We start from the raw sequence: 25,749 nt of genomic DNA, 5'->3' as shown, positions 1-25,749 counted from the left end.
CCATGGCCCAGACCGGGACCACCCCCCAGGCCGGGAAGGCCGCCCCCGCGGCGGCCGACCGCCCGGCCCTCCAGACCCTCCTCGCCGGGGCGCTGCGCGGCAACGTCCGCCAGTACGGCATGCTGGTCGCCCTCGCCCTGATCGTGGTGCTGTTCCAGATCTGGACGGACGGCATCCTGCTCCAGCCGCTGAACGTCACCAACCTGATCCAGCAGAACAGTTACATCCTGATCCTGGCGATCGGCATGATGATCGTCATCATCGCCGGGCACATCGACCTGTCGGTCGGCTCGCTGGCCGCCTTCACCGGCGCGGCGGCGGCCGTGATGATGGTCAAGCACCAGGTGCCCTGGCCGGTGGCGCTGGTCGCCTGCCTGCTGATCGGCGCGGCGGCCGGTGCCTGGCAGGGCTTCTGGATCTCCTACGTCGGGATCCCGTCGTTCATCGTCACGCTGGCGGGCATGCTGGTCTTCCGCGGCGGCACCCAGATCATGCTGCAGGGCCAGTCGATCGCCCCGTTCCCCAAGGGCTTCCAGAAGATCGGCAGCGGCTTCCTGCCCGAGGTCGGCCCGCACACGGACTACCACAACCTGACCCTGCTGCTGGGCGCCGCCGTCCTCGCCGTCGCGCTGCTGCAGGAGGTCCGCGGCCGCCGCCAGGCCGCCTCGTACGGGCTCGAACTCCTGCCGACGGGCTTCTTCCTGGCGAAGCTGGCGGCCGTCACCGCCGCGGTCGTGGTCTTCACCCTGCTGCTGGCCAGCTACCACGGCTTCCCGATCGTGCTGCTGGTCCTGGCCGTCCTGCTGTTCGGCTTCGGCTACCTGATGCGCAACTCGGTCATCGGACGGCACACCTACGCCATCGGCGGCAACGAGCCCGCCGCCAAGCTCTCGGGCGTCAAGAGCAAGCGCGTCGTCTTCCTCGCCTTCGTCACCATGGGGGTCCTGGCGGCCCTGGCCGGACTGGTCTTCGCTGCCCGCCTCAACGCCGGCACCCCGCAGGCCGGCATCAACTTCGAACTCGAGGCGATCGCCGCCGCGTTCATCGGCGGCGCCTCGGCCTCCGGCGGCGTCGGCACGGTGCTGGGCGCGATCATCGGCGGCCTGGTGCTGGGCGTGCTCAACAACGGCATGTCGCTGGTCGGCGTCGGCACCGACTACCAGCAGGTGATCAAGGGCCTGGTGCTGCTCGCGGCGGTCGGCTTCGACGTCTGGAACAAGCGCCGGGCCGGTTCCTGACCCGCCTGCGGGCCCCGGCACGGCCCGGTGCCCAGTACTGTTTGGCGGAGGGGAACTCGTCCGGCCTGGTCCGGAGGAACGGGAGAACGATGGAAGAGACTGCCGAGCGGCGCCCGCCGACGATGGCGGACGTGGCCCAGGTCGCCGGCGTGTCCCACCAGACGGTCTCCCGGGTGCTCAGCGACCACCCGAACGTGCGCGAGGCGACCAAGGAGCGGGTGCTGCGGGCCATCACCGAGCTGGGCTACCGGCCCAACTCGGCGGCCCGCACCCTGGTGACCCGGCGCAGCCGCACCATCGGCGTGGTCGCGGCGAACACCACGCTGTTCGGCCCCGCCAGCATCCTGGCGGGGCTGGAGCGCGCCGCCCGGCAGGAGGACTACCTGGTGGCCTCGGTCGGGCTGGAGGAGCTGACCGAGCACGCGCTGGGCAAGGCGCTGGAGCGGCTGGGCGGCTGGGGGGTGGACGGCGCGGTGGTGATGACGCCGCACCGGCGCGCGGTGGCGGCGCTGGCCCGGCTGCCCCAGCCGTTCCCGGTGGTGACGGTGGAGGGCGGGCACGACCTGGACCTGCCGGGCGTGGCCGTGGACCAGTTCGCCGGGGCGCGGGCGATCACCGAGCACCTGCTGGCGCTGGGCCACACCTGCGTGTGGCACGTGGCAGGCCCGGGCGAGTGGATCGAGGCGGAGGGGCGGCTGCAGGGCTGGCGGGCCGCGCTGGAGGCGGCCGGGCTGCCGGTGCCGCCGCACCTGACCGGGGACTGGAGCCCGGCGTCGGGCCACGCGGCCGGGCGGCAGGTCGCGGCGGCGTTCCGCGGCGGGTCCGGCCCGCGGCCCACGGCGGTGTTCGCGGCCAACGACCACATGGCGCTGGGCCTGGTGCGGGCGCTGACCGAGGCGGGCGTGCGGATGCCCGAGGACGTGGCGGTGGCCGGGTTCGACGACCTTCCGGAGGGCGCGTACACCACTCCGTCGCTGACCACGGTCCGGCAGGACTTCGCCGCCGTCGGCCGGGCCGGGATAGGGCTGCTGCTGCAGCTGATCGACGATCCCGGCGCGGCGCTGGCGCACGTGTCCGTCCGGCCGGAGCTGGTGGTGCGGGAGAGCACGGCAGGCCGCTCCCCCGGCGGTCACCGCCCGCGGGCGTCCCGTCCCGGCCCGTCCTCGGCGCTGTTCTCGGACGCCGGCTGACCGGTGGTGAACCGGTAGGCGGTGGTCGAGTCGTACTCCTCCCCCGGGCGCAGGACGGTGGAGGGGTAGCCGGGGTGGTGGGGCGAGTCGGGGAAGTGCTGGGTCTCCAGGGCGATGCCGCCGTGCCGGGGGTGGGGGGCCTCGGCGGGGCCGGTGGAGCCGTGGAAGTGGTTGCCGGTGTAGACCTGGAGGCCGGGTTCGGTGGTGAGGCACTCGACGCGGCGGCCGCTGGCGGGGTGGTGCAGTTCGGCGGCGGGGCGCAGGCCGGTGCCGGGGCGCAGCAGCCAGTTGTGGTCGAACCCGCCTCCGGCGAGGGCGAGTTGGGGGTGGTCGAGGCCGAGCCGGGGTCCCAGCGGGGTGGGCCGGTCGAGGTCGAAGGGGGTGCCGGCGACGGGGGCGGGCGGGCCGAGCGGGAGGAGTTCGGCGTCGACGGGCAGGTAGGCGTCGGCGTGGACGCGCAGCAGGTGGTCGCCGACGGTGGCGCCGGGGGTGCCGGCGAGGTTGAAGTAGGCGTGGTTGGTGAGGTTGACGACGGTGGGCGCGTCGGTGGTGGCCCGGTACCGGATGGTCAGGGTGCCCCCGGCGTCGAGCAGGTAGGTGACGTGGACGTCGAGGGTGCCGGGGAAGCCCTGGTCGCCGTCCGGGCTGGTCAGCTGGAAGCGCACTCCGGCGGCGTCGTCGGTGCGGACGGGTTCGGCGTCCCAGGGGCGGGTGGCGAAGCCGTCGGGGCCGCCGTGCAGGGTGTGGCCGGTGCGCTGGGTGGCGAGGGCGTGCACGGTGCCGTCGAGGGGCAGTTCGCCGCGGGCGATCCGGTTGCCGTAGCGTCCGACGGTGGCCCCGAAGTAGGCGCCGTCCCCGTGGAGTTGGCGCTGGTCGGCCGCGCCGAGGACGATGTCGGCGGTGCGGCCGTGCGCGTCGGGGGTGCGGACGGCGTGGAGCCGGGCGCCGAGGTCGAGGAGGTCGGCGGTGACGCCGCTCGGGGAGCGCAGCGTCCAGCCCCCGCCGGGCAGGGAGCCGGCGGGGGCGCGGTGGACGGTGGGGGTGCGGTCGGTCATGGGGGTTCCCGGGGGTCGGTGGGGGCCGTCCGGGCCGGGTCCCGGCGTCGGGGCGGTGGAGCCGGGCCCCGGCCCGGACGGCGTTTCGGGCAGGGCGTCAGAGGCCCTGGGCGAGGCGGTGGTAGGCCTGGTTCCAGCGCAGTTCGCGGGTGAAGGTGCGCATGGTGGTGTCGGCGTCGATGAGGACGAGTTCGACGTGGAGCATCTCGGCGAGGTCGTCGAGGTGTTCGGCGTCCAGGGCGCGGGTGAGCACGGTGTGGTGGGGGGCGCCGGCGGTCAGCCAGGCTTCGGTGGAGGTGCGCAGGTTCGGCTTCGGCTGCCAGACGGCGCGGGCGACGGGCAGCTTGGGGAGCGGTTCGACGGGGTCGACGACGTCGATCTCGTTGGCGACCAGGCGGAAGCGGTCGCCGAGGTCGGCCAGGCCGACGACGACGGCGGGGCCGGGGGCGGCGTCGAAGACCAGCCGGACCGGGTCCTCGCGGCCGCCGATGCCCAGCGGGTGGATCTCGCAGCTGGGGGTGGCGGCGGCGATGGTCGGGCAGACCTCCAGCATGTGCGCGCCGAGGATCAACTCCCGTCCGGGCTCCAGGTGGTAGGTGTAGTCCTCCATGAAGGAGGTGCCGCCGTCCAGGCCGGTGGCGGCGGTCTTGAGGGTGCGCAGCAGGACGGAGGTCTTCCAGTCGCCCTCGCCGCCGAAGCCGTAGCCGTCGGCCATCAGGCGCTGCACGGCCAGTCCCGGGAGCTGGCGCAGGCCGCCGAGGTCCTCGAAGTTGGTGGTGAAGGCGCCGAAGCCGCCGTCCTTGAGGAAGCCGCGCAGGCCGAGTTCGATCCGGGCGGCGTAGCGCAGCGCGTCGTGGCGCTCGCCGCCGGCGCGCAGTTCGGGGGCGAGGCGGTAGAGCTCCTCGTACTCCTTGACCAGGGCGGTGACGTCCGCGTCGGCGGCGGCGTCGACGGCGGCGACCAGGTCGTTGACGCCGTAGGTGTTGACGGAGACGCCCAGGCGCAGCTGGGCTTCGACCTTGTCGCCCTCGGTGACGGCGACGTCGCGCATGTTGTCGCCGAAGCGGGCCAGCTTGAGGGTGGCGAGGTCGGCGCGGGCGGCGGCGGCGCGGGCCCAGGTGGCGACGCGGGCGGCGACGGCGGGGTCGCTGACGTGGCCGGCGACGGTCTTGCGGGTGACGCCGAGGCGGGACTGGATGTAGCCGAACTCGCGGTCGCCGTGGGCGGCCTGGTTCAGGTTCATGAAGTCCATGTCGATGGTCGACCAGGGCAGGTCGCGGTTGGCCTGGGTGTGCAGGTGCAGCAGCGGCTTGCGCAGCGCGTCCAGGCCGGAGATCCACATCTTCGCCGGGGAGAAGGTGTGCATCCAGGCGATCAGGCCGACGCAGGCGTCGTCGGCGTTGGCCTCCAGGCAGACCCGGCGGATGGAGGCGGCGTCGGTCAGCACGGGCTTCCAGATGATCCGCACGGGCAGGCCGGTGCGGGCGAGCTGGTTGACGACCTGCTGGGACTGCTCGGCGACCTGCTGCAACGTCTCGGGGCCGTAGAGGCCCTGGCTGCCGGTGAGGAACCAGATCTCGCGGTTGAGGAACACTTCGCTCATCGGGGGGTTCTCCTTCAGCGGGCCGCGGGGCGCTGGCCGTAGACGTTCTGGTAGCGGTAGTTGAGGCGGTCGATGTCGGCCTGGGCGATCGGCATCGGCTCGCCGAGCTGGCGGGAGACGTGCACGGTGCGGGCGACGTCCTCGCACATGACGGCGGCCTTGACGGCGGCCCGGGCGTCCTTGCCGATGGTGAACACGCCGTGGCTCTTCATCAGCACCGCGGGCGAGCGGTGCCCCTCGAGGGTCTCGACGATGCCGCGGCCGATCGAGTCGTCGCCGATCAGCGCGAACGGGCCGACCGGGATCTCGGCGCCGAACTCGTCGGCCATCGCGGTCAGCACGCACGGCACCGCCTCGCCGCGGGCGGCCCAGGCGCTGGCGTAGGTGGAATGGGTGTGCACGACGCCGCCGACGTCGGGGCGGTGGCGGTAGACGTAGGCGTGCGCGGCGGTGTCGGAGGACGGGGCGTGCTCGCCCTCGACCACGTTGCCGTGCAGGTCGCACAGGATCATGTTCTGCGGCGTCAGTTCGTCGTAGTCGACGCCGCTGGGCTTGATCACCAGCAGGTCCTCGCCGGGGACGCGGGCCGAGACGTTGCCCGCGGTCCACACCACCAGGCCGTAGCGGACCAGTTCCCGGTGCAGGTCGCAGACCTGGCGGCGCAGCAGGTCGATGGTGTCGCTCATGGGGTGCGGTCCTCGCTGTCGTGGGTGAGGGCGTCGTTGCGCAGGCGGCGCAGGCGGTGCAGCAGCAGGTCGGGGCCGGTGCCGAAGTGGTCGTGCAGCAGGCGGTACTCGGCGTACAGCGCGTCGTAGGCGTCGGCGCGCTCCGGGTCGGGCAGGTAGGCGTGGCGCTGGACGCGGCCCATCGCGGCGGACGCGGCCCGCACGTCGGGGTAGGCCCCGGCGGCGACCGCGGCGTGGATCGCCGAGCCCAGGGCCGGGCCCTGCTCGGAGACGGCGAGCGAGACGGGGCGGCGCAGCACGTCGGCGTGGATCTGCATCAGCAGGGCGTTCTTCTTCAGCCCGCCGGTGACGACGAACTCGGTGACCGGGACGCCACCGTTCTCCAGGGCCTCGACGATGGTGCGGGTGCCGTAGGCGGTGGCCTCCAGCAGGGCGCGGTAGACGTCCTCGGGGCGGGTGGCCAGGGTCAGGCCCGCGATGACGCCGGAGAGGTGGTGGTCGACCAGGGTGGAGCGGTTGCCGTTCAGCCAGTCCAGCGCCACCAGGCCGTGGGCGCCGACCCGTTGGGCGGCGGCCTTGCGGGTGAGCAGCTGGTGGGCGTCCTCGCCGGTGGCGTCGGCCTCGGCGAGGTAGTCGGCGGGCAGACCCTGACGCAGCCACCAGGCGAAGATGTCGCCGACCGCGGACTGCCCGGCCTCGTAGCCCCAGGCGCCCTCGGCGATCCCGCCGTCGACGACGCCGCAGATCCCGGGGACGTCGGCCAGGACCGGGCCGTTGACGACGTGGCAGGTGGAGGTGCCCATGATCGCCAGCAGCCTGCCGTTCTTCACGGCCTGCGCAGCGGGCGCCGCCACATGCGCATCCACGTTCCCGGCGGCCACCGCGATGCCCTCCGGCAGCCCCGTCCAGGCCGCCGCCTGCGCGCTCAGCGAGCCGACCCGCGAACCCAACGCAGCCAGCGGGTGCTCCAGCCGGGTGCGGGCGAAGTCGGCGAAGCCGGGGTGCAGGGCGGCCAGGTACTCCTCGGACGGGTAGCCGCCGTCCTGGAAGATCCCCTTGTACCCGGCGGTGCAGGTGTTGCGGGACTCGGCGCCGGTCAGCTGCCAGACGATCCAGTCGGCGGCCTCGATCCACCGCTCGCACGCGGCGTAGACGGCCGGGTCCTCCTCCAGCACCTGCAGCGCCTTGGCGTACTGCCACTCGGCGGAGATCTTCCCGCCGTAGCGGTGGATCCACTTCTCGCCGCGGGCGTGCGCCAGCGCGTTGATCCGGTCGGCCTGGCCCTGCGCGGCGTGGTGCTTCCACAGCTTGGGCCAGGCGTGCGGACGGTCGGCCCAGGCGGGCAGCTCGGCCAGCGGGGTGCCGTCGGCCAGGGCGGGCAGCACGGTGCAGGCGGTGAAGTCGGTGGCGATGCCGATGACGCGGGCCGCATCGACGCCGGCGTCGGCGAGCGCGGCGGGAACGGCGGTGCGCAGCACCTCGCGCCAGTCCTCGGGGTGCTGGAGCGCCCAGTCCGGGGGCAGGCGGCGGCCGGTGCCGGGCAGGTGCTCCTCGATGACGGCGTGCGGGTAGGGGTGCACGCCGGTGCCGAGTTCCTCGCCGTCGCGCACCCGGACCACCACGGCGCGACCGGACAGGGTGCCGAAGTCGATGCCGACGACGTAGCTCTCGGTGTCCTGGTCGGGGGCGTGGGGCAGGTCGGTCACGGTGTCGTCCTTCGCGCAGGGGTGGGATGTCAGGGTCCGGCCGCCGGTGGTCTCCGCGTCGTCGCGGCCGGCGGCCGGCCTGCCTCGTTCCGCGTTCCCACCCTCGGGAGAAGCACGGAACGGGAGCCGTCGGCCGGGCGCGCGGAAGCGGGTGATGCCGCACGGCCGACGGGGTCGGGGTGGACGGGCGCGACCGGCGGGGGCCGGGCGGCCCGGCTGCGGTGGTGCTGCCCGTGGAGTGGACGAGCGAAATGTTAGCGCTCACAATCGGGGTCGACAAGAGGTCCGCCGCCGGAACCGCAGACCCGCCCGGCCGCACCGCCAACTCCCGCCAGCCGCACGGGAGGTGGCGCCGCGGCCCGTCGTGCGCGACGGCTGGACAGTGCGGACGGCCGCGACTATAAAAGTCATCCATCCGCGACCGGCCCGTGCCGCCTGCCCGCACCGCGCACTTGTTAGCGCTCACACCCCTGAGCCCGCACCCCGAGCCCTGCACGCCCTGAGCCCGCACGCCTTGATCCCCGCACGCCCCGAGCCCCGCACCCCCGAGCCCGCACGCCCCGCACCGCCCGGCACCGAGTCCCCACCCGAACCCGTACCCGGCCCCTGGAGCCCACCATGCCCCCTCCTCCTCCCCCGCCCCCTCCCCCGCCCTCCGCCCCGACCCGGCGCAGCGTGCTGAAGGCCACCGGGGCTGCGGCGGTGGCCGCCGCCGTCCCGCTCGCCGCCGACCGGTCCCCGGCCGCGGCCGCCACCGTCCCCCCGGTCCAGGCGGAGGTCGGCGTCTCGACCTACCCGTTCGACCCGGGGCAGGTCCGGCTCACCGGCGGCCGCTGGCTCGACAACCAGAACCGCACCCTGGCCTACCTGCGGTTCGTCGACGTCGACCGGCTGCTGTACGTCTTCCGCGCCACCCACGGCCTGTCCACCAACGGCGCCGCCCCGAACGGCGGTTGGGACGCGCCGGGCTTCCCCTTCCGCGGCCACGTGCAGGGCCACTTCCTCTCCGCCTGGGCCCAGGCGTACGCCGCGCTCGGCGACACCGTCTGCCGGGACAAGGCCGCGGCCATGGTGGCCGCGATGGCCCAGTGCCAGGCCGGCAACGCGGCCAGGGGCTTCACCGCCGGGTACCTGTCCGGCTTCCCCGAGAGCGACTTCGCCGCGCTGGAGGCGGGCACCCTCGCCAACGGGAACGTGCCCTACTACTGCGTCCACAAGACCATGGCCGGCCTGCTCGACGCCTGGCGCCTGCTGGGCAGCACCCAGGCCCGGGACGTGCTGCTGGCCCTGGCGGGCTGGGTCGACGCCCGCACCGCGAACCTCGGCTACAGCCGGATGCAGGCGGTGCTGGGGACCGAGTTCGGCGGCATGACCGAGGTGCTGGCCGACCTCCACCTGCAGACCGGCGACCGGCGCTGGCTGACGGTGGCCCAGCGCTTCGAGCACGCCGCGGTCCTCGACCCGCTCGCCGCCGGCCAGGACCGGCTGGACGGCCTGCACGCCAACACCCAGCTGCCCAAGTGGATCGGCGCCGTCCGCGAGTACAAGGCCACCGGCACCGCCCGGTACCGCGACATCGCCGCCAACGCCTGGACCATCACCACCGGCGCGCACACCTACGCGATCGGCGCCAACAGCCAGGCCGAGCACTTCCGGGCCCCGAACGCGATCGCCGCCCACCTGACCGACGACACCTGCGAGCTGTGCAACTCGTACAACCTGCAGAAGCTGACCCGGGAGCTGTGGCTGCTCGACCCGGAGCGCGCCGACTACTTCGACCTCTACGAGCGGGACCTGCTCAACCACACCATCGGCGGCCAGAACCCGGCCGACCCGCACGGGCACATCACCTACTTCACCCCGCTGAAGGCCGGCGGCCGGCGCGGCGTCGGCCCGGCCTGGGGCGGCGGGACCTGGAGCACCGACTACGGCACCTTCTGGTGCTGCCAGGGCACCGCGCTGGAGTCCAACACCAAGCTGGCGGACTCGGTCTACTTCCACAGCGGCAGCACGCTCACGGTGAACCTGTTCACGCCCTCCGTGCTGGACTGGTCCCAGCGCGGCATCACCGTCACCCAGAGCACCGCCTACCCGGTCGGCGACACCACCACCCTGCGGGTCACCGGCAGCGTCGCCGGGACGTGGTCGCTGCGGGTGCGCATCCCGGCCTGGGCGGCCGGCGCCACCCTCGCCGTCAACGGCGCCGTGCAGAACACGCCCGCCGCGCCCGGCAGTTACGCGGTCCTCACCCGCGCCTGGACCTCCGGCGACACCGTCACGGTCACGCTGCCGATGCAGGTCGCCGCCGTGCCCGCCAACGACAACCCGGACGTCGTCGCCCTCAGCTACGGCCCGACCGTGCTGTGCGGCAACCACGGCGACACCGTGCCGGCCGCGCTGCCCGCGCTGGCGCTCTCCTCGGTGGCCAGGAGCAGCAGCACCGCGCTGGCCTTCACCGCCACCGCCGACGGCGCGGACGTCGGCCTCGGGCCGTTCCAGGACGCGCAGGGCTACAACTACAGCGTCTACTGGAGCACCGGCGCCGGCTTCCGCCTGGCCAACGCCGCCAGCGGCCTCGTCCTGGGCGTCAAGGACATGTCCGTCGCGGACGGCGCGCCCGCCCTCCAGTGGGCGGACTCCGGCACCGCCGACCACCTGTGGTCCCTCGTCGCCGACGGCACCGCGCTGCGGCTGCGCAACGCCCGCAGCGGCAAGGTGCTCGGCGTGCAGAACATGTCCACCGCGGACGACGCGCCCGTCCTGCAGTGGGCGGACAACGGCACCGCCGACCACCGCTGGGAGGTGGTCGACCTGGGCGACGGCACCCACGCGCTGCGCAACGCCAACAGCGGCAAGGTGCTCGGCCTCCTGAACAGCTCCTCCGCCCAGGGCGCGCAGGCCGTCCAGCACCCGGACAACGGCACCTCCGACAGCCGGTGGCGGTTCGTCCCCGACGGCGCGCGCCGGATCCGGAACCTGAACAGCGGCCTGGTCCTGGGGGTGCAGAACATGTCCACCGCGGACGGCGCGCCGGTCCTGCAGTGGGGCGACAGCGGCACCGCCGACCACCTGTGGTCGGCGGTCGTGGACACCGGCGGCTACCTGCGGCTGCGCAACGCCAACAGTGGCAAGGTGCTCGGCACGGAGGGCGGCGCCACCGCGAACGGCGCCCGGATCGTCCAGTGGGCCGACAGCGGCGCCGCCGACCACCGGTGGCGGCTGCGGTACGGCTCCGGCGGCTGCTTCCGCATCCAGTGCGCCGCCGGCGGCCGGGTGCTGGGCGTCACCGGCATGTCGGCCGCCCAGGGCGCCCAGGTGGTGCTCTGGGACGACAACGGCACCACCGACCACCTGTGGCGCTTCGTCTGAGCGCCCGCCGACCCCCCGTGCCGGACCGGCGGGCCGCGGCCCGGCGCCGCGCGAGCGCGCACCACCGGGTCCGCCGGTCCCCTGCGGCCGGGTCCGGCCCGCCGGCCGGGCGCCGCGATTGGAGCCCGCATGACCGAACCGAGGACCCGTCAGCCCGTGATGGCCGACGTGGCCAAACTGGCCGGGGTCTCGCACCAGACCGTCTCGCGGGTGCTGAACGGCTCGCCGAACGTCGCCCCGGCCACCCGGGCCAGGGTCGCGGCGGCGATCCGCGAGCTGGACTACCGGCCGAACTCGATGGCCCGGGCGCTGGTGACCCGGCGCTCGCAGACCCTGGGCGTGGTCAGTTTCGCCAGCACCCTCTACGGGCCCGCCTCCATGCTGGACGGGCTGGAGCAGGCCGCCCGCAGCGCGGGCTACTTCGTCAGCGTGGCCTCGCTGCGGTCGCTGGACCCGCGCTCCGTGCAGGAGGCCGTCGACCGGCTGCGCGACCAGGGCGTGGAGGGCATCGCGGTGATCGCCCCGCAGGTCTCCGCGACCGGCGGCCCGGCCGACCCGGCCGGGGCGAGCCCGGTGGTGATGGTGGGGACCGGCGCGCCCTCCGCCGTTCCGCGGGTCGCGGTGGACAACGTGGCGGGGGCCGCCGCGGCCACCCGCTACCTGCTCGGCCTCGGCCACCTGACGGTGCATCACATCACCGGCCCGCCGGGCTGGTTGGAGAGCCAGGAGCGGGAGCGGGGCTGGCGCGGCGCGCTGGCCGAGGCGGGCGCGCAGGTGCCGCCGGCACTCCCCGGCGACTGGGGCGCCCGCTCGGGCTACCAGGCCGGGCTGCGGATCGCCGCCGACCCGCGGGTGACCGCGGTGTTCTGCGCGAACGACCAGACGGCGCTGGGCGTGCTGCGCGCGCTGCACGAGGGCGGGCGGGCGGTCCCCGGGGACATCAGCGTGGTCGGGTTCGACCACATCCCGGAGGCCGCCTACCTGGTCCCGCCGCTGACCACGGTCCGCCAGGACTTCGAGGCCCTGGGGCGGCAGGCGCTGTCGCTGCTGGTCGAGGAGCTGTCCGGGGTGCCGTGCGCGGGCCGCCGGGTGCTGATCGCCCCGGACCTGGTGGTGCGCGATTCGTCCGGCCCGGCGCCCGCCGGGGCGGCGGTCAAGATTCGATAACGCGGTGCACCGCTCTTGCCGAGGGTGGTTGTTAGCGCTAACAATCTTGTCTGGCCGAGGCGCCGGCGCGTCGAACCCCACCGGGGGCACCACCGCCGGCCGCCGGCCGCGAACCCGGCGCACTCCCCGCCTCCGGCGATCCACCGCACTCCCCCGCGGCGGCCGTCCGCGCAGGGCCGCCCGATGCGAACCCCCTTCCCTTCCGGCACCACCCCCACCCCTTCCGGCACCACCCGCCGCCCCGCGGCGCCCGCCCGGGAGCACAACCGAGAGGAACCCCAGATGTCCAAGAGAGCCGTTGCCGCAGCCGCACTCGCCGGCGCCCTGGTCCTCGGCCTGACCGCCTGCTCCTCGGGCAGCGGCTCCGCCGACGGCAAGAAGTCGGACGGCAAGCTCACCATCGGCTTCGCCCAGGTCGGCGCCGAGAGCGGCTGGCGCACCGCCAACACCAAGTCCATCCAGGACGCGGCGAAGAAGGCCGGCGTCACCCTCAAGTTCTCCGACGCGCAGCAGAAGCAGGAGAACCAGATCAAGGCGATCCGCTCGTTCATCCAGCAGAAGGTCGACGTGATCGCCTTCTCGCCGGTGGTGGAGTCCGGTTGGGACACCGTCCTGAAGGAGGCCAAGAACGCGCACATCCCGGTGATCCTCACCGACCGCGCGGTGGACTCCAAGGACGAGTCGCTGTACGTCTCCTTCCTCGGCTCGGACTTCGTCGAGGAGGGCAAGAAGGCCGGCGACTGGCTGGTCAAGGAGTACGCCTCCGCCCCCGGGGACGTGAACATCGTCCAGCTGGAGGGCACCACCGGCTCCGCGCCCGCCAACGACCGCAAGTCCGGCTTCGCGGACGCGATCAAGGGCGAGCCGAAGTTCAAGGTGGTCGCCTCGCAGACCGGCGACTTCACCCGGGCCAAGGGCAAGGAGGTCATGCAGGCGTTCCTGAAGTCCCAGCCGAAGATCGACGTGCTGTACGCGCACAACGACGACATGGCGCTCGGCGCGATCCAGGCGATCGAGGAGGCCGGCAAGAAGCCCGGCACCGACATCAAGATCGTCTCGGTGGACGGCGTCAAGGACGCCTTCACCGCGATGAGCCAGGGCAAGATCAACTTCGACGTCGAGTGCAACCCGCTGCTCGGCGACCAGCTGATGGAACTGGCCAAGAAGGTCAAGGCCGGCGAGAGCGTCGAGCGCCGGATCAAGACCGAGGAGGGCACCTTCACCCCCGAGCAGGCCACCGCCGCGCTGCCCAACCGCCAGTACTGATCCGGCCGGACCCCCCGGGGGCCCGCGCCGCCTGCCCCGCGGCACGGGCCCCCGTCTCCCGACCGACCACGAAAGGAGGACCGATGCAGCCACCGGTCCTGGAGGTACGCGGGCTCCGCAAGGAGTTCCCCGGCGTGCTGGCGCTCGACGGCGTCGACTTCCGGCTCTTCCCGGGCGAAGTGCACGCGCTGATGGGCGAGAACGGCGCGGGCAAGTCCACCCTGATCAAGGTCCTCACCGGCGTGTACCGGGCCGACGGCGGGCAGGTCTCGATGGCCGGCCTCGCCGTGCGGATCACCGGGCCGCTCCAGGCCCAGCAGATCGGCATCAGCACCGTCTACCAGGAGGTCAACCTCTGCCCGAACCTGTCGGTCGCGGAGAACCTCTTCATCGGCCGCGAGCCCCGCCGGCGCGGCCTGGTCCACTGGTCCGAACTGCGCCGCCGCGCCGCCGCCTCGGTGGCCGCGCTCGACCTCGACCTCGACGTCACCACCCGGCTGGACAGCCACTCCATCGCCGTCCAGCAGCTGGTCGCCATCGCCCGGGCCGTCGACGTCGACGCCAAGGTGCTGATCCTGGACGAGCCCACCTCCAGCCTCGACCGCGACGAGGTCGCCCAACTGTTCGCCGTCATGCGGCGGTTGCGCGACCGCGGGGTGGCGATCCTGTTCGTCTCGCACTTCCTCGACCAGGTCTACGAGATCTGCGACCGGATGACCGTGCTGCGCAACGGCCGCTTGGAGGGCGAGTACCGCACCCGGGACCTCACCCAGGTCCAGCTGGTCTCCCGGATGATCGGCTCCGAACTCGCCAGCCTGGAGAGCCTGGCCGCGGCCGGCCGCCGCACCGACACCGTGGCCGCCGGCGGCGAGCCGTTCCTGGTCGCGGACGGCCTCGGCCGCAGCGGCGCCATCGAACCGTACGACCTGACCGTCCGCCCGGGCGAGGTGGTCGGCCTGGCCGGCCTGCTCGGCTCCGGCCGCACCGAGGCCGCCCGGCTGCTGTTCGGCGCCGACCAGGCCGACCGCGGCACCCTGCGCCTGGACGGGCGCCCCGCCGCGCTGCGCGAACCGCGCGCCGCCATCGGCCACGGCATCGCGTTCTGCTCGGAGAACCGCAAGGCCGAGGGCCTGGTCGGCGAACTCACCGTCCGCGAGAACATCGTCCTCGCCCTGCAGGCCGGCCGCGGCTGGCTGCGCCCGATCTCCCGCACCGAGCAGGACGCCCTGGCGCTGCGCTGGATCCGCGCCCTGGACATCCGCCCGAACGACCCCGAGGCGCTGGTGCGCAACCTCTCCGGCGGCAACCAGCAGAAGGTCCTGCTGGCCCGCTGGCTGATCACCGACCCCAAGCTGCTGATCCTCGACGAGCCCACCCGCGGCATCGACGTCGGCGCCAAGGCCGAGATCCAGAAGCTGGTCGCCCGGCTCGCCGAGAAGGGCATGGCGGTGCTGTTCATCTCCGCCGAACTCGAAGAAGTCCTGCGCCTGAGCCACAAGGTCGGCGTGCTGAAGGACCACCGGATGGTCGCCCAGCTCGCCAACGACGGCTCCCTCACCCCGGAGCACATCATGGAGACCATCGCGAGCGGAGGCCGGCCGTGACGGCGATCGCCAGGCACCGGCTCTTCTGGCCCGCGGCCGTCCTGGCCGTCATGCTGCTGGCCAACCTGGCCTTCACCCCGGACTTCTTCGCCGTCCGGATCAAGGACGGCCACCTGTACGGCAGCCTGGTCGACATCCTGCACTTCGGCGCCCCGCTGACCCTGGTCGCCCTCGGCATGACGCTGGTCATCGCCACCGGCGGCATCGACCTGTCGGTCGGCTCCACCGTCGCCATCGCCGGCGCCCTCGCCTGCCTGTACATCAGCAAGGCCGCCGACCCCGGCAGCGTCACCACCGTGCTGGTCGCGGTCGCCCTGGCGCTGGCCGTGGCGCTCGTCCTCGGCGCCGTCAACGGCGTGCTGGTGGCCCGGATCGGCGTGCAGCCGATCGTGGCGACGCTCATCCTGATGGTCGCCGGGCGCGGCGTGGCCCAGCTGATCACCGACGGCCAGATCATCACCGTCACCAGCGGCCCGTACCAACTCATCGGCGGCGGCTACTGGTTCACCGTGCCGTTCGCCGTCCTGCTGGCCGCCGCCGCGGTGGGCGCGGCCCTGCTGCTGACCCGGTCCACCGCGCTGGGCCTGCTGCTGGAGTCGGTCGGCGGCAACCCGGTGGCCAGCCGGCTGGTCGGCATCCGGGCGCTGCGGCTGACCGCCCTGGTGTACGTGGTCAGCGCGGTCTGCGCGGCCGTCGCCGGTCTGATGATCAGCTCCAACGTGTCGGCGGCCGACGGCAACAACGCCGGCCTGTGGATCGAGCTCGACGCCATCCTGGCCGTCGTGATCGGCGGCACCTCGCTCAACGGCGGCCGGTTCTCGATCGGCGGCACGGTGATCGGCGCCCTGGTCATCCAGACCCTGTCCACCACCGTCTACACCATCGGCATCCCGCCGGAGACCACCCTGGTCTTCAAGGCCGCGGTGGTCATCGCCGTCTGCCTCGTCCAGTCCCCCCAGTTCCGCGCCAAGATGGCCCGCCGCCGCCACGCGGCCCGCAGCAGCCGGCCCGAGCCCGCGGCCCCTACCGCTCCGAAGGTGGGCACATGATCGCCACTCTCACCGCCCGGCTGCGCGGACAGATCCCGCTGCTGGTCACCTCCGTCCTGCTGCTGGCGATGTTCGGCGCCGGCTCGGTGCAGTACGAGGGCTTCGCCTCCGGCCAGGTCCTGCTCAACCTGCTGATCGACAACGCCTTCCTGCTGGTCGTCGCCGTCGGCATGACCTTCGTGATCCTCACCGGCGGCATCGACCTGTCGGTCGGCGCGGTCGTCGCCCTGTCCACCATGGTGTCGGCCTGGCTGGTGGAGAAGCACCACTGGCCGATGCTGGTCGTCATCCCGCTGGTCCTGGCGATCGGCACCGGGATCGGCTGGGCGATGGGCTGGGTGATCCACACCTTCGAGATCCAGCCGTTCATCGTCACCCTGGCCGGCATGTTCCTGGCCCGCGGCCTGTGCTACACGATCAGCGTCGAGTCGATCTCCATCACCGACTCCTCCTACACCACGATGGCGCAGACCCGCATCCCGCTGCCCGGCGGCACCTTCCTGTCCCCGAGCGCCCTGATCGCGGCCCTGGTCGTGGTCGCCGCCTTCGTGGTGCTGCACTACACCCGCTTCGGCCGCAACGTCTACGCGCTCGGCGGCAGCGAGCAGTCCGCCCTGCTGATGGGCCTGCCGGTGGCCCGGACGAAGGTCACCGTGTACGCGGTCAGCGGCTTCTGCTCGGCGCTCGGCGGCGTCCTGCTCACCTTCTACATGCTCTCCGGCTACGGCCTGCACGCGGTCGGCCTGGAGCTGGACGCGATCGCCGCGGTGGTCATCGGCGGCACCCTGCTGACCGGCGGCTCCGGCTACCTGATCGGCACCGTGCTGGGCGTGGCCGTGCTCGGCCTGATCCAGACGATCATCAGCTTCCAGGGCACCCTCAGCTCCTGGTGGACCCGGATCGTCATCGGCGCCCTGCTGTTCGTCTTCATCGTCCTGCAGCGCCTGGTCACGGCCCGCCGCCGGCCGGCCTGAACGGGCGCCGCCCACCCCCGCCGGACCGGCCGGCGGGGGTGAGTACGCGGGTGAGTACCCGGGCTCAGGCCGCACCGGCCGCCCCGGCGCCACACTGGGCGGGCCGCCCCCGGGAGCGCCGCGGGCGGCCCGCCGCCACCCGATCCCGAGGGCCCACCCCATGCTGAGCGCCGTCGCCCGCACCGTCGTCCCGGTCCTCGGGCGCCTCACCGTCACCACCGACCCGGAGACGGTCCTGGCCCCCGGCAGCATCGTCGCCGCCAACCACTCCTCGCTGGCCGACCCCGGCGTGGTGCTCGCCGCCCTCGACCGGCTGGGCGTCGAACCCGTCGTGCTGGCCACCGCCGGGCTGTGGCGGATCCCGCTGCTGCGCGGCGCGCTGACCCGCGAGGGCCACGTCCCCGTCCACCGCGGCACCGAGCACGCCGCCCGGGCCCTGGACGCCGCGGCCGCCGCGCTGGCCGCCGGCCGGGTGGTCGTCCTCTACCCCGAGGGCCGACTGCCGCTGCGGACCGACCCCGCCGACCACGCCCCCGGCCCGTTCCGCACCGGCCTGGCCCGGCTCGCCGCCGGCGGCGCCCCGGTCGTCCCGCTCGGCCAGGCCGGCGCCCGCCGGATCAGCTCGGGCTCCACCGCCAAGCAGTTCGCCGGCCTGCTCACCGCCCCGCTGCGCCGCCCCGCCGTCCACGTCCACCTCGGCGCGCCCCTGCACCTCTCCCCCGACGTCGCCACCGCCACCGCCGAGGCCCGGGCCGCCGTCACCGCCGCCTGGCGCACCGCCGCCACCCACCTGCCGCCGCACCGCCGCTGACGGCCCGTCAGCCCGACGCGGGCCGGGGTCACCCGCCCTGGCCGGCGCTCCCCACCGGGCCGACCTTCACCGGGGACCCGTCGGTGTCCGAGGCGGGCAGCGAGCCGGCGCCCGGCCAGGGCATGGTGATCTCCTCCGGTGGGACGGTCGGACCGGCCGCCCGGTGCGAGCGGGTTTCCGAAGACCAGGACCGTCCGCCCGGACGAACCCGTTGCACCCGGGCCGCCCCCAGAACAGTGCTGTGACACACCCCGCCGCAACCCGCCCGCCCCACCGCCCCGCATCCCCCGCATCCCCCGCCGACCTGCGAGAACGCCGCCCCGCCCGGCCCCCGCGCCCCACCGCCACCGCCCCCGCCCACCGCCGGCCGGGACGGACCCGTGGCCCGGCCGCCCTTGACCCACGACGGAGCCCCACCGCCCCCCGTCGGCCCGGAAGTTCACTCCCCGTCGGCCCGCACCGCCCGGCCGCGCCCGGGCAGGGCCGTCGGATGTCCCGTCCCGCTGCCCCCTAAGGTGGGCGCAGACCGCGCCGCCCGCCCGGAGGATCCCGTGCTCCAGCTCCGCCTGATCGTTCCCCCCGACCTGCGCGAACAGGTCCTGAAACGGCTCGACACCCGGGTCGGGGTCGCCCACCTCGCGGTGCTGCCCGACGGTGCGGTGCGCCCGGCCGGCGACCTGGTGCTGTGCGACGTGGCCCGCGAGGCCGCGGACGAACTGCTCGGCGAGCTGCGCGGGTTGGGGCTGGCCGAACGCGGGGCGATCAGCCTGGACGAGGTCGGGCTGACCCTCTCCCGGGCGGCCGACGAGGCGGAGCGGGCGGCGCCGGGCGAGGGGGTCGACGCCCTGGTGTGGGAGGAGGTGTCGGAGGTCGTCCAGGAGGAGTCGACGCTCAGCGGGGTCTTCCTGGCGCTCCTGACGGTCGCCACCATGCTGGCCGCCTGCGGCGCGGTGCTGGACAGCGCGATCCTGATCGTCGGCGCGATGGCCGTGGGCCCCGAGTTCGGGCCGCTCGCCGGGCTCTGCGTCGCCGTCGTGCGGCGCCGGGCCCGCCCGGCGGTGCGCTCCCTGCTGGCGCTGGCGGTCGGTTTCACCGTGGCGATGGCGCTCACCGTGGGCTTCTCCCTGCTGATGGACGCGCTGGGCCTGTTCAGCGACGCCAGGTTCGCGGCCGCGCGCCCGAACACCTCGTTCATCTGGCAGCCGGACGCGATGTCCTTCGTGGTGGCCTTCCTGGCGGGTGTCGCGGGCCTGCTCTCGCTCACCTCCGCCAAGGCGTCCGCCCTGGTCGGCGTGGCGATCTCGGTCACCACCGTCCCGGCCGCGGCCAACGCGGCCGTCGCCGTGGCCTACGGCGAGTACGCCCAGGGCTGGGGCTCGGCCGTCCAGCTCGCCCTGAACCTGCTGGGCATCGTCCTGGCCGGCGTCCTGACCCTGCTGGTCCAGCACGGCGCCTGGCACCTGGTCCGCCGCCGCCGCACCCGCTGAACCCGGACGGCCCGCGGGCACCCCGGCCGCTGCGGGCGTCGACGCCCTCCCCTCCGCGGCGTCGACGCCCCTGGACCGCTCATCCCCCCGGTGCGGCTCCCCCTGGCAGTGCGCCGCGGACGGGCCCACCGACGCCGCCGGCGCGGCCCCGGCCGACCCGTCCGCTCCCCCGGTCGCACTGCGGCACCTCCCCCCGAGGTGCCGGGATGATCGTGGCAGGCGGCGGGGGGCCGGCACATTGCCAGGATCCGGCAGTCTTGGCGCCCCTTCGGCGCCGGAAACCCGCAAGGGAGTCGGCCACGGAAATGCGGTCTCCCGTGGCTGGGCGCGACGCCGGTCCTTCCCGCGTGCTCATCCGCCAGCCCGCCTGCTTCGGGCTGTCCGGCCCCACCGTGTCGGCCGACGACCCGCCCCCGGGCCGGCGGGTGCGTTGCCCGTCCGGCTCCCGCGGCGCGCCCCCTCACAGCTCGCGCTGCGGCCATCCGAGCAGGCGGGCGCCCATCGCGGCGGTCTCCAGGGTGTAGCGGTGCAGGGCGTCCGAGGGGTCGTAGCCGGTCAGGGACTTGATCCGGTCCATCCGGTAGCCCAGTGTGCGGACGCTCACGCCCAGCCGCCGGGCGGCCTCCGCGTTCACGTAGCCCGCCTCGGCCTGCGCGGCGAGGGTGGCCAGCAGCGGGGCGGCGCCGCCGCGCGCGCCGCCGAGCGGCCCCAGCACGCTGCGCACCAGCTCCGCCATCGCGGCCCGGTCGCGCATCAGCACCGGGAACACCAGCAGTTCCTCGGCCCGGAGCCGTTCGGCGGGCAGGTCGAGGCGCTGCGCGAAGTCCAGCGCGCCCAGCGCCTCGTCGTAGCTGCGCACCACCCCGCCCGGCCCGGAGTGACGCCGCCCGGTCGCCACCCGGGCCGCCGCCCGGTACCCGGGGCCGGGGCGGAGCGCGAGGGCGGCGAACGCCTCCAGCACCGCGTGCCCGCCGTCGGGGGCGACGCACACCAGCCGGCCGTCCTTGGTCGCCAGCAGGACGTCCCGTTCGCCGAAGCGGCCGACGAGTTCGCGCTCCACCCGGCGCGCCACCGGGTGCGCCCCGTCGTACGGTTCCGTGCCGACCGCGACCGCCACCGCGTGCGCGCGGGCCAGCCGCAGCCCGAACCGCTCGGCCCGCTCGGCCAGCGCCCCCGGGTCGCTGCGCCCGTACAGCAGGTCGTCGATGAACTCCCGCCGCGCCGCCTCCTCCTGGCGGATCGCCAGCCGCTGCGCCCGCTCGTGGCCCTCGCCCAGCGCGGCGACCGCGGCCTCCGCGGCGGCGAGCAGCGCCTCGCCGGTGCGGCGGAGCCCGCCCAGCGAGCCGGCCCCGGCGACGCCGGGCAGCGCCGGCCAGGCCCGTCGGCCGGCGCCGAGGCAGTGCGCGACCAGTTCGCGCAGCCCGTGCCCGGCCTCGGCGGCGCGCTCGCCGAGCGCGCGCAGCGACTCCAGTTCCTGGCGGTCCAGGTTCCGGCCGGTCCGGGAGACCTCGGCGAGCAGTTCCGGGTAGCGGGCGCCCAGGTCGGACAGGGCCGTCGGTTGTTCCATCTCACTGCTCCGCTGCCGCACGACCGGTACCCGGGCGCCCGCCCGGTCGGCGGACGGCGGACAGATCCTAACGACCCCTTGACGGCCCGCCGTCACCGACCACCCGGCCCGGAGGCCCGGCTAGCCCTTCGTCCGGCGGCGGGCCAGCAGGCCGCCGAGGGCGGCTCCGACCAGCAGGGTGACCAGCAGGACCAGCCAGAGCGGGAGGGTGACGGTGGGGATCCACAGCCGGATGCTCACCGAGGCGGTGTTCACCGCGATGAACCAGACCGCCAGGATGCCGAGCACCAGGAAGGCGATCGTCCGGAAGCGTACGTCGCGGCCGCCGACGGTCACCGAGGCCGGTCGGTCCGCACTGCGCGTCTTGTCAGCCATACGGCCCATTATCCGGGGGACGCCGCGTTTCGGCCCGCCGACGGCCGACCGGCCCCCCGCCCCGCCCACCCGCGTCCACTGCCGTCCTCCGCCGCCCCGCCCCCGTCCGCCCCCCGTCCGCTCCCGGCGCGCCGGTTCCGTGCCGTCCGGTGCGCTGCCTACGGTGGGGTGGTGACAGATCGTCAACACCGCGGGTACCTGGGGGCGGCGGCCGCGTTCGCCGTCTGCATGGCCGGCACCACGCTGCCCACCCCGCTGTACGGGCTCTACCAGGAGCGGATCGGGTTCTCCGAGCTGATGGTGACGGTGGTGTTCGCCGTCTACGCGTTCGGGGTGATCGGCGTGCTGCTGCTGTTCGGCAACGTCTCGGACGCGGTGGGCCGGCGGCCGGTGCTGCTGTGCGGGCTGGCCTGCGCGGGCGCCAGCGCGGTGGCGTTCCTCGCCGAGCAGGGGCTGGCCTGGCTGTTCGCAGGCCGGCTGCTGTCGGGTTTCGCGGCGGGCCTGTTCACCGGCACCGCCACCGCGTACGTGCTGGAACTGGCCCCGCCGGGCGGCCGGGCCCGGGCCGCCTTCACCGCGACCGCCGCCAACATGGGCGGCCTGGGCTGCGGCCCGCTGCTGGCCGGGCTGCTCGCCCAGTACGCGCCGCGGCCGCTGACCCTGCCGTTCGCCGTCCACCTGGCGCTGCTGGCGGCCTCCTTCGCGGTGGTCCGGACGCTGCCGGAGAGCGTGGCCGGGGCGCGTCCGCTGCGCACCGCCCGGCCGCGGCGGCCGGTGCTGCCCGCCGAGGTGCGCGGGGTGTTCGTGCCGGCCGGGATCGCCGCGTTCACCGGGTTCGCGCTGCTGGGGGTGTTCACCTCGGTCACCCCGGCCTTCCTGGCCCAGGACCTGGGGGTGCGCAACCACGCCGCGGTCGGCCTGATCGTCGCGGCCGCGTTCTTCGCCTCCACCGGCGGCCAGCTGCTGGTGCCCCGGCTCGGCGCCCGGCGGGCGATCCCGCTGGGCTGCCTGGTGCTGATCGGCGGCCTCGGCCTGCTCGCCCTCTCGCTCGCCACCCACACCCTGGCCCCGCTGGTGCTGGCCGCGCTGGTCGGCGGCACCGGCCAGGGCATGACCCTGCGCGGCGCGGTCGGCGAGGTCGCGGCGGCGGCCCCCGACGCCCACCGGGGCGGGGTGCTCTCCGCCCTGTTCGTCGTCGCCTACCTGGGCATCTCCGTCCCGGTGATCGGCGTCGGCCTGCTCACCGGCCCGCTCGGCCTGCCCGACGCGGGCCTGGTCTTCACCGCCTGCATGGCCGTGCTGGCCGCCGCCTCCGGCGCCTTCCTGCTGCACCGCGCCCGCGCCTCCTCCGCCGCCTGACCTCCACCACCCGACCTCCCCCGCCACCTGACCTCCATCACCTGACCTCCACCGCCCCACCCCCGCCACCTGATCGGACGTCATACCCGGGTAGCATCCCGCCGTTTGGCTCCCGGGTACGACGCGTCCGGCCCGTTCGCGCCCGTACCGTGTCGCCCGTCGGGTCCGCAGCGGGCGGACGGGCGCGGAGGGAGCAGCCGATGGGCAGGCGGGGACGGATCACGGGGGCGGCGCTGCTGCTCGCGGCGACGGCGGCACTGGCACCGGTGTGCACCCCGGGCGCAGCAGCGGCAACGGCAGCGGGCACGACGACGGCGGCAGACGCGACAGCAGCAACGGCGGGCCCGGCAGCGGAGACCCGTCGGGCGGCCGCCGAACTCCCGTCCCCCACCGGCCCGTTCAGCATCGGCACCACCTCGTTCGAGCTCACCGACCCCGCCCGCGCGGACCCGTGGACCCCCGGGCGGACGCGCCGCCTGATGGTCAGCGTCTGGTACCCGGCCGTCCCCGCCACCGGGGGCGCCCCGGCGCCGTACATGATGCCGGCCGCCGGTGCGCACTTCGGCGGGCCGGAGGGCGTCGGGCTGATCAACTACGGTGTCACGCCGGGCAGTACGGACTGGTCCGCGATCCGCACCCACGCCCGGACGGACGCCCGGGTGCTGCCGGGCGGGCCGCGGCCGGTGGTGCTGTACTCGGCCGGGCTGGGCGACCCGCGCACCTGGGGGACCGCGCTGGTCGAGGACCTGGCCTCGCGCGGGTACCTGGTGGTGACCGTCGACCACACCTACGAGGCGTCCGAAGTCGCCTTTCCGGACGGCACGTTGGCGACGTCCGTGCTGCCCGGCATGCTCGGCGACCCGGACCTCGACATCGGCGCGGTGCTGCGCCGGTCGATGGACGCCCGGGTCGCCGACACCCGTCTGGTCCTCGACCGGCTGGCCTGCCTCGGCGAGCGCCCCGGCCTCCCGGCCGGCCTGGCCGGCGCCCTCGACCTGACCCGGGTCGGCATGGCCGGCCACTCCGCGGGCGGCTTCACCGCCCTGCAGACCATGCACGACGACCCTCGGATCGCCGCCGGGATCGACCTCGACGGGCAGCTGCACTACCCGGGCCCCGACGGCCGGAGCGGCGTCTTCCTCCCGACCCTCGCCCAGGACGGCCTGGACCGCCCGTTCCTGCTGCTGGGCACCCGCAGCCCCGACTCCGGCTCCTACCACCGGCAGCCCGGCTGGGACGCCCTGTGGCAGCACAGCACCGGCTGGCACGCGGACCTCACCCTGGAGGGCTCCCGGCACGGCTCCTACACCGACGCCGAGTCCCTCCTCCCCCAGCTCGCCCGCCGGGGCGCCCTCTCCGCCGACACCCTGGCCTCCGAGGTCGGCACCGTCGCCCCCGCCCGCGCGGAGCGCGCCACCCGCAGCTACGTCGCCGCCTTCTTCGACCGCTGGCTGCGCGGCCGCGACGACCACCTGCTGGACGGGCCGTCCCCGCTGTTCCCCGAGATGACCTACGAACGCTGACCGGTCCGGGGCCCGGGACGCGCACCGCCCCGGGCCCCGGCCCCCTCGACGCGCCCCCGCTCAGGCCGCCGTGACGGACTGCGGGAAGGCGAACACCCCGTCGGGGTCGTAGTGGCGGGCGGCCTGCCGGAGGCGCGGCAGGTTGGCGCCGTAGTAGGCGCGGCCCCAGTCGGGCAGGGTGGCGTCGATGTAGTTGACGTAGGCGCCGGGGGCGCCGAGGCGGGAGAGGCCGTCGCGGATCTCGTCGACGGTGGCCCGGACCCGGTCCTCGGTGGCGGGGGTGGCGGCGGCGTAGACCTGGGCGCTGGCCAGCGAGTCGCGGTGCGGGAAGGCCGTCCCGTCGGGGGCGATCTCGCCGACCGCGCCGCCGAGCGAGTCGAGCAGCAGGTCGACGCCGGTGCGGCCGGTCATCAGCTCGGTGAGCCGGGCCGGGTCGAGGGGGCCGGGGCCGAACATCCGGGAGACCGCGACGAATCCGGTCCGGGTGAGCCGGCCGCCCTCCCAGACGGGGTGGCACTGGGCGACGGTGTCGTTGGCGCAGCCGGCCATGAACTTCATCGCGGCCAGGTAGTCCTTGGCGGCGACGGTGCGGCCGGTGGGCGCGGTGCCGGCCAGCCGCACCAGGCGGTCGACCTGCTGGTTCGCGCCGGACGGGTCGCCGACCCAGCAGCCGACGATCTTGCAGGTGGGCGGGTTGCCGCCGGAGACCTGGCAGCTGGCCCACAGTTCGGGGGGCGCGTCGGCGACCCACTGCTGCCAGGCGCCGAGCACCTGCGGGACGGAGCCGGCCGGGAACGGCAGGACGATGACCGTCAGGCCGGGGGCGGGCGGGGTGTCGAAGGTGAAGCGGGTGACGACGCCGAAGTTGCCGCCCCCGCCGCCGCGCAGCGCCCAGTGCAGGTCGCTCTCGTGCTCGGCGTCGGCGGTCAGCACGCAGGAGTCGGCGGTGACGACCTCGGCGGCGGTGAGCCGGTCGCAGGTCAGGCCGTACTTGCGGGCCAGCACGCCGATGCCGCCGCCGAGGGTGAGGCCGCCGATGCCCACGGTCGGGCAGCTGCCGCCGGGCAGCAGCCGGCCAGCGGCGGCGAGGCCCGCGTAGACCTCGATCAGCCGGGCGCCCGCGCCGACCTCGGCGCTGCCGTCGGGGCGGACCCGGACGTCGTTCATGGCGCGCAGGTCGATCACCAGGCCGCGGTCGGGGACGCTGTAACCGAGGTAGCTGTGGCCGCCGCTGCGGGCGGCGATCGGGATGCCGTGGCCGCGCGCCACGTCCAGGCAGGCCCGGACGTCGTCGGCGGAGGCGCACTTGGCGACGGCTCCGGGGAACTGGCCGTCGTTCAGCTCGTTGAAGCCGAGCCGGGCCGTCCCGTACCCGGGGTCGGCGGGCAGCACCAGCCGGTCGCCGAGCCGCTGCCGCAGCGCCTGCCAGTCCGGCGGCGCGGCCCGCCACCCACGCTGCCGGGCCGGGAACGCCCGCACCGAATCCGCTCCTGCTGCTCCCGCTGCTTCCGCTGCTCCCGCGCCCCGCCCTTGGGCCCGGGCCGGTGAAGCCCCTGCCATCAGCCCCGCCCCCAGCGCTCCACCCACGGCCAGAAAACGACGACGGTCCATTGTCACGACGCACCTTCCTCCCCCGCACCGGGCGCACGGGGGCTCTGCGCCGATCGTCACGCCCCGTCCCGCCCCCGCCCGGCTGCGGCCCGCCGGAGTGCGTCCGATG

The 25,749-nt window shown here is 74.9% G+C and carries 19 protein-coding genes; 12 read left to right on the top strand and 7 right to left on the bottom strand.

Annotated elements, in window-relative coordinates; all coding sequences use genetic code 11:
- Positions 1-2 precede the first annotated feature (2 nt).
- Both mmsB and OU787_RS31925 read left to right on the top strand, forming a co-directional pair.
- The gene (gene mmsB / locus OU787_RS31930; RefSeq protein WP_030463911.1) at positions 3-1,238 is read left to right on the top strand and encodes a multiple monosaccharide ABC transporter permease; all 1,236 of its coding nucleotides are present in this window, start codon (positions 3-5) and stop codon (positions 1,236-1,238) included.
- Positions 1,239-1,327: 89 nt separating this feature from the next.
- Positions 1,328-2,428 carry a LacI family DNA-binding transcriptional regulator gene (locus OU787_RS31925; RefSeq protein ID WP_268661441.1) on the top strand — a complete coding sequence of 367 codons (1,101 nt, stop codon included), beginning with the start codon at positions 1,328-1,330 and terminating at the stop codon, positions 2,426-2,428.
- Here the strand turns inward: OU787_RS31925 and OU787_RS31920 are convergent.
- The 4 genes from OU787_RS31920 to OU787_RS31905 all read right to left on the bottom strand — a co-directional run bounded on the left by OU787_RS31920 (position 2,368) and on the right by OU787_RS31905 (position 7,478).
- Positions 2,368-3,483 (bottom strand): aldose epimerase family protein, encoded by a 1,116-nt coding sequence (locus tag OU787_RS31920; protein ID WP_268661440.1) that lies wholly within the window; start codon positions 3,481-3,483, stop codon positions 2,368-2,370. The two genes, OU787_RS31925 and OU787_RS31920, sit on opposite strands and share 61 nt — an antisense overlap.
- A gap of 97 nt (positions 3,484-3,580) precedes the next feature.
- On the bottom strand, positions 3,581-5,086 hold the full coding sequence (gene araA, locus OU787_RS31915; RefSeq protein ID WP_268661439.1) for an L-arabinose isomerase: 1,506 nt from the start codon (positions 5,084-5,086) through the stop codon (positions 3,581-3,583).
- 14 nt (positions 5,087-5,100) lie between these two features.
- Positions 5,101-5,772 carry an L-ribulose-5-phosphate 4-epimerase gene (locus OU787_RS31910; RefSeq protein ID WP_030463907.1) on the bottom strand — a complete coding sequence of 224 codons (672 nt, stop codon included), beginning with the start codon at positions 5,770-5,772 and terminating at the stop codon, positions 5,101-5,103.
- The gene (locus OU787_RS31905) at positions 5,769-7,478 is read right to left on the bottom strand and encodes a ribulokinase (protein WP_268661438.1); all 1,710 of its coding nucleotides are present in this window, start codon (positions 7,476-7,478) and stop codon (positions 5,769-5,771) included. Before OU787_RS31905 ends, OU787_RS31910 begins: the two co-directional genes overlap by 4 nt.
- A 618-nt stretch (positions 7,479-8,096) precedes the next feature.
- Between OU787_RS31905 and OU787_RS31900 the strand changes: the two genes are divergently transcribed.
- The 8 genes from OU787_RS31900 to OU787_RS31865 all read left to right on the top strand — a co-directional run bounded on the left by OU787_RS31900 (position 8,097) and on the right by OU787_RS31865 (position 19,205).
- Positions 8,097-10,847, top strand: a complete 2,751-nt coding sequence (locus OU787_RS31900) for a beta-L-arabinofuranosidase domain-containing protein (RefSeq protein WP_268661437.1) — start codon at positions 8,097-8,099, stop codon at positions 10,845-10,847.
- A 129-nt stretch (positions 10,848-10,976) separates the two neighbouring features.
- Positions 10,977-12,014 carry a LacI family DNA-binding transcriptional regulator gene (locus tag OU787_RS31895; protein ID WP_268661436.1) on the top strand — a complete coding sequence of 346 codons (1,038 nt, stop codon included), beginning with the start codon at positions 10,977-10,979 and terminating at the stop codon, positions 12,012-12,014.
- Positions 12,015-12,296: 282 nt separating this feature from the next.
- Entirely contained in the window at positions 12,297-13,280 is a 984-nt protein-coding gene (locus OU787_RS31890; protein WP_268661435.1) for an ABC transporter substrate-binding protein, read from the top strand.
- Between the two features lie 83 nt (positions 13,281-13,363).
- A complete protein-coding gene (locus OU787_RS31885) occupies positions 13,364-14,884 on the top strand; it encodes a sugar ABC transporter ATP-binding protein (protein WP_268661434.1) in 1,521 nt (506 codons plus the stop codon).
- 50 nt (positions 14,885-14,934) lie between these two features.
- Entirely contained in the window at positions 14,935-15,933 is a 999-nt protein-coding gene (locus OU787_RS31880) for an ABC transporter permease (protein WP_268661956.1), read from the top strand.
- Positions 15,930-16,907 (top strand): galactofuranose ABC transporter, permease protein YjfF, encoded by a 978-nt coding sequence (gene yjfF / locus OU787_RS31875; protein WP_030464232.1) that lies wholly within the window; start codon positions 15,930-15,932, stop codon positions 16,905-16,907. The genes OU787_RS31880 and yjfF overlap by 4 nt, the downstream gene beginning before the upstream one ends.
- A gap of 160 nt (positions 16,908-17,067) precedes the next feature.
- Complete coding sequence (locus OU787_RS31870; protein WP_030464231.1) at positions 17,068-17,718, top strand: lysophospholipid acyltransferase family protein; 651 nt, start codon at positions 17,068-17,070, stop codon at positions 17,716-17,718.
- Between the two features lie 551 nt (positions 17,719-18,269).
- Positions 18,270-19,205, top strand: coding sequence for a DUF389 domain-containing protein (locus OU787_RS31865; protein ID WP_030464694.1), 936 nt, complete (start codon positions 18,270-18,272; stop codon positions 19,203-19,205).
- Between the two features lie 460 nt (positions 19,206-19,665).
- Here the strand turns inward: OU787_RS31865 and OU787_RS31860 are convergent, their stop codons facing one another.
- Positions 19,666-20,772 (bottom strand): PucR family transcriptional regulator, encoded by a 1,107-nt coding sequence (locus OU787_RS31860; RefSeq protein ID WP_268661433.1) that lies wholly within the window; start codon positions 20,770-20,772, stop codon positions 19,666-19,668.
- A gap of 120 nt (positions 20,773-20,892) precedes the next feature.
- Positions 20,893-21,147 (bottom strand): lipopolysaccharide assembly protein LapA domain-containing protein, encoded by a 255-nt coding sequence (locus tag OU787_RS31855; RefSeq protein ID WP_030464696.1) that lies wholly within the window; start codon positions 21,145-21,147, stop codon positions 20,893-20,895.
- Positions 21,148-21,375: 228 nt separating this feature from the next.
- On the opposite strand from OU787_RS31855, the gene OU787_RS31850 reads away from it, so the two are divergent.
- Positions 21,376-22,506 (top strand): MFS transporter, encoded by a 1,131-nt coding sequence (locus OU787_RS31850; protein ID WP_442788660.1) that lies wholly within the window; start codon positions 21,376-21,378, stop codon positions 22,504-22,506.
- A gap of 200 nt (positions 22,507-22,706) precedes the next feature.
- Positions 22,707-24,029, top strand: a complete 1,323-nt coding sequence (locus OU787_RS31845) for an alpha/beta hydrolase family protein (RefSeq protein WP_268661431.1) — start codon at positions 22,707-22,709, stop codon at positions 24,027-24,029.
- 60 nt (positions 24,030-24,089) lie between these two features.
- Here the strand turns inward: OU787_RS31845 and OU787_RS31840 are convergent, their stop codons facing one another.
- Positions 24,090-25,508: an FAD-binding oxidoreductase gene (locus tag OU787_RS31840; protein WP_268661430.1), complete on the bottom strand. Its 1,419-nt coding sequence runs from the start codon at positions 25,506-25,508 to the stop codon at positions 24,090-24,092.
- Between the last annotated feature and the right edge of the window lie 241 nt (positions 25,509-25,749).

Source organism: Kitasatospora sp. YST-16 (assembly GCF_026802215.1).
GTDB classification, from domain to species: domain Bacteria; phylum Actinomycetota; class Actinomycetes; order Streptomycetales; family Streptomycetaceae; genus Kitasatospora; species Kitasatospora cineracea.
The sequence above is the reverse complement of the archived record's forward strand: the minus strand, read 5'-3'. Positions and strand labels throughout refer to the sequence as shown.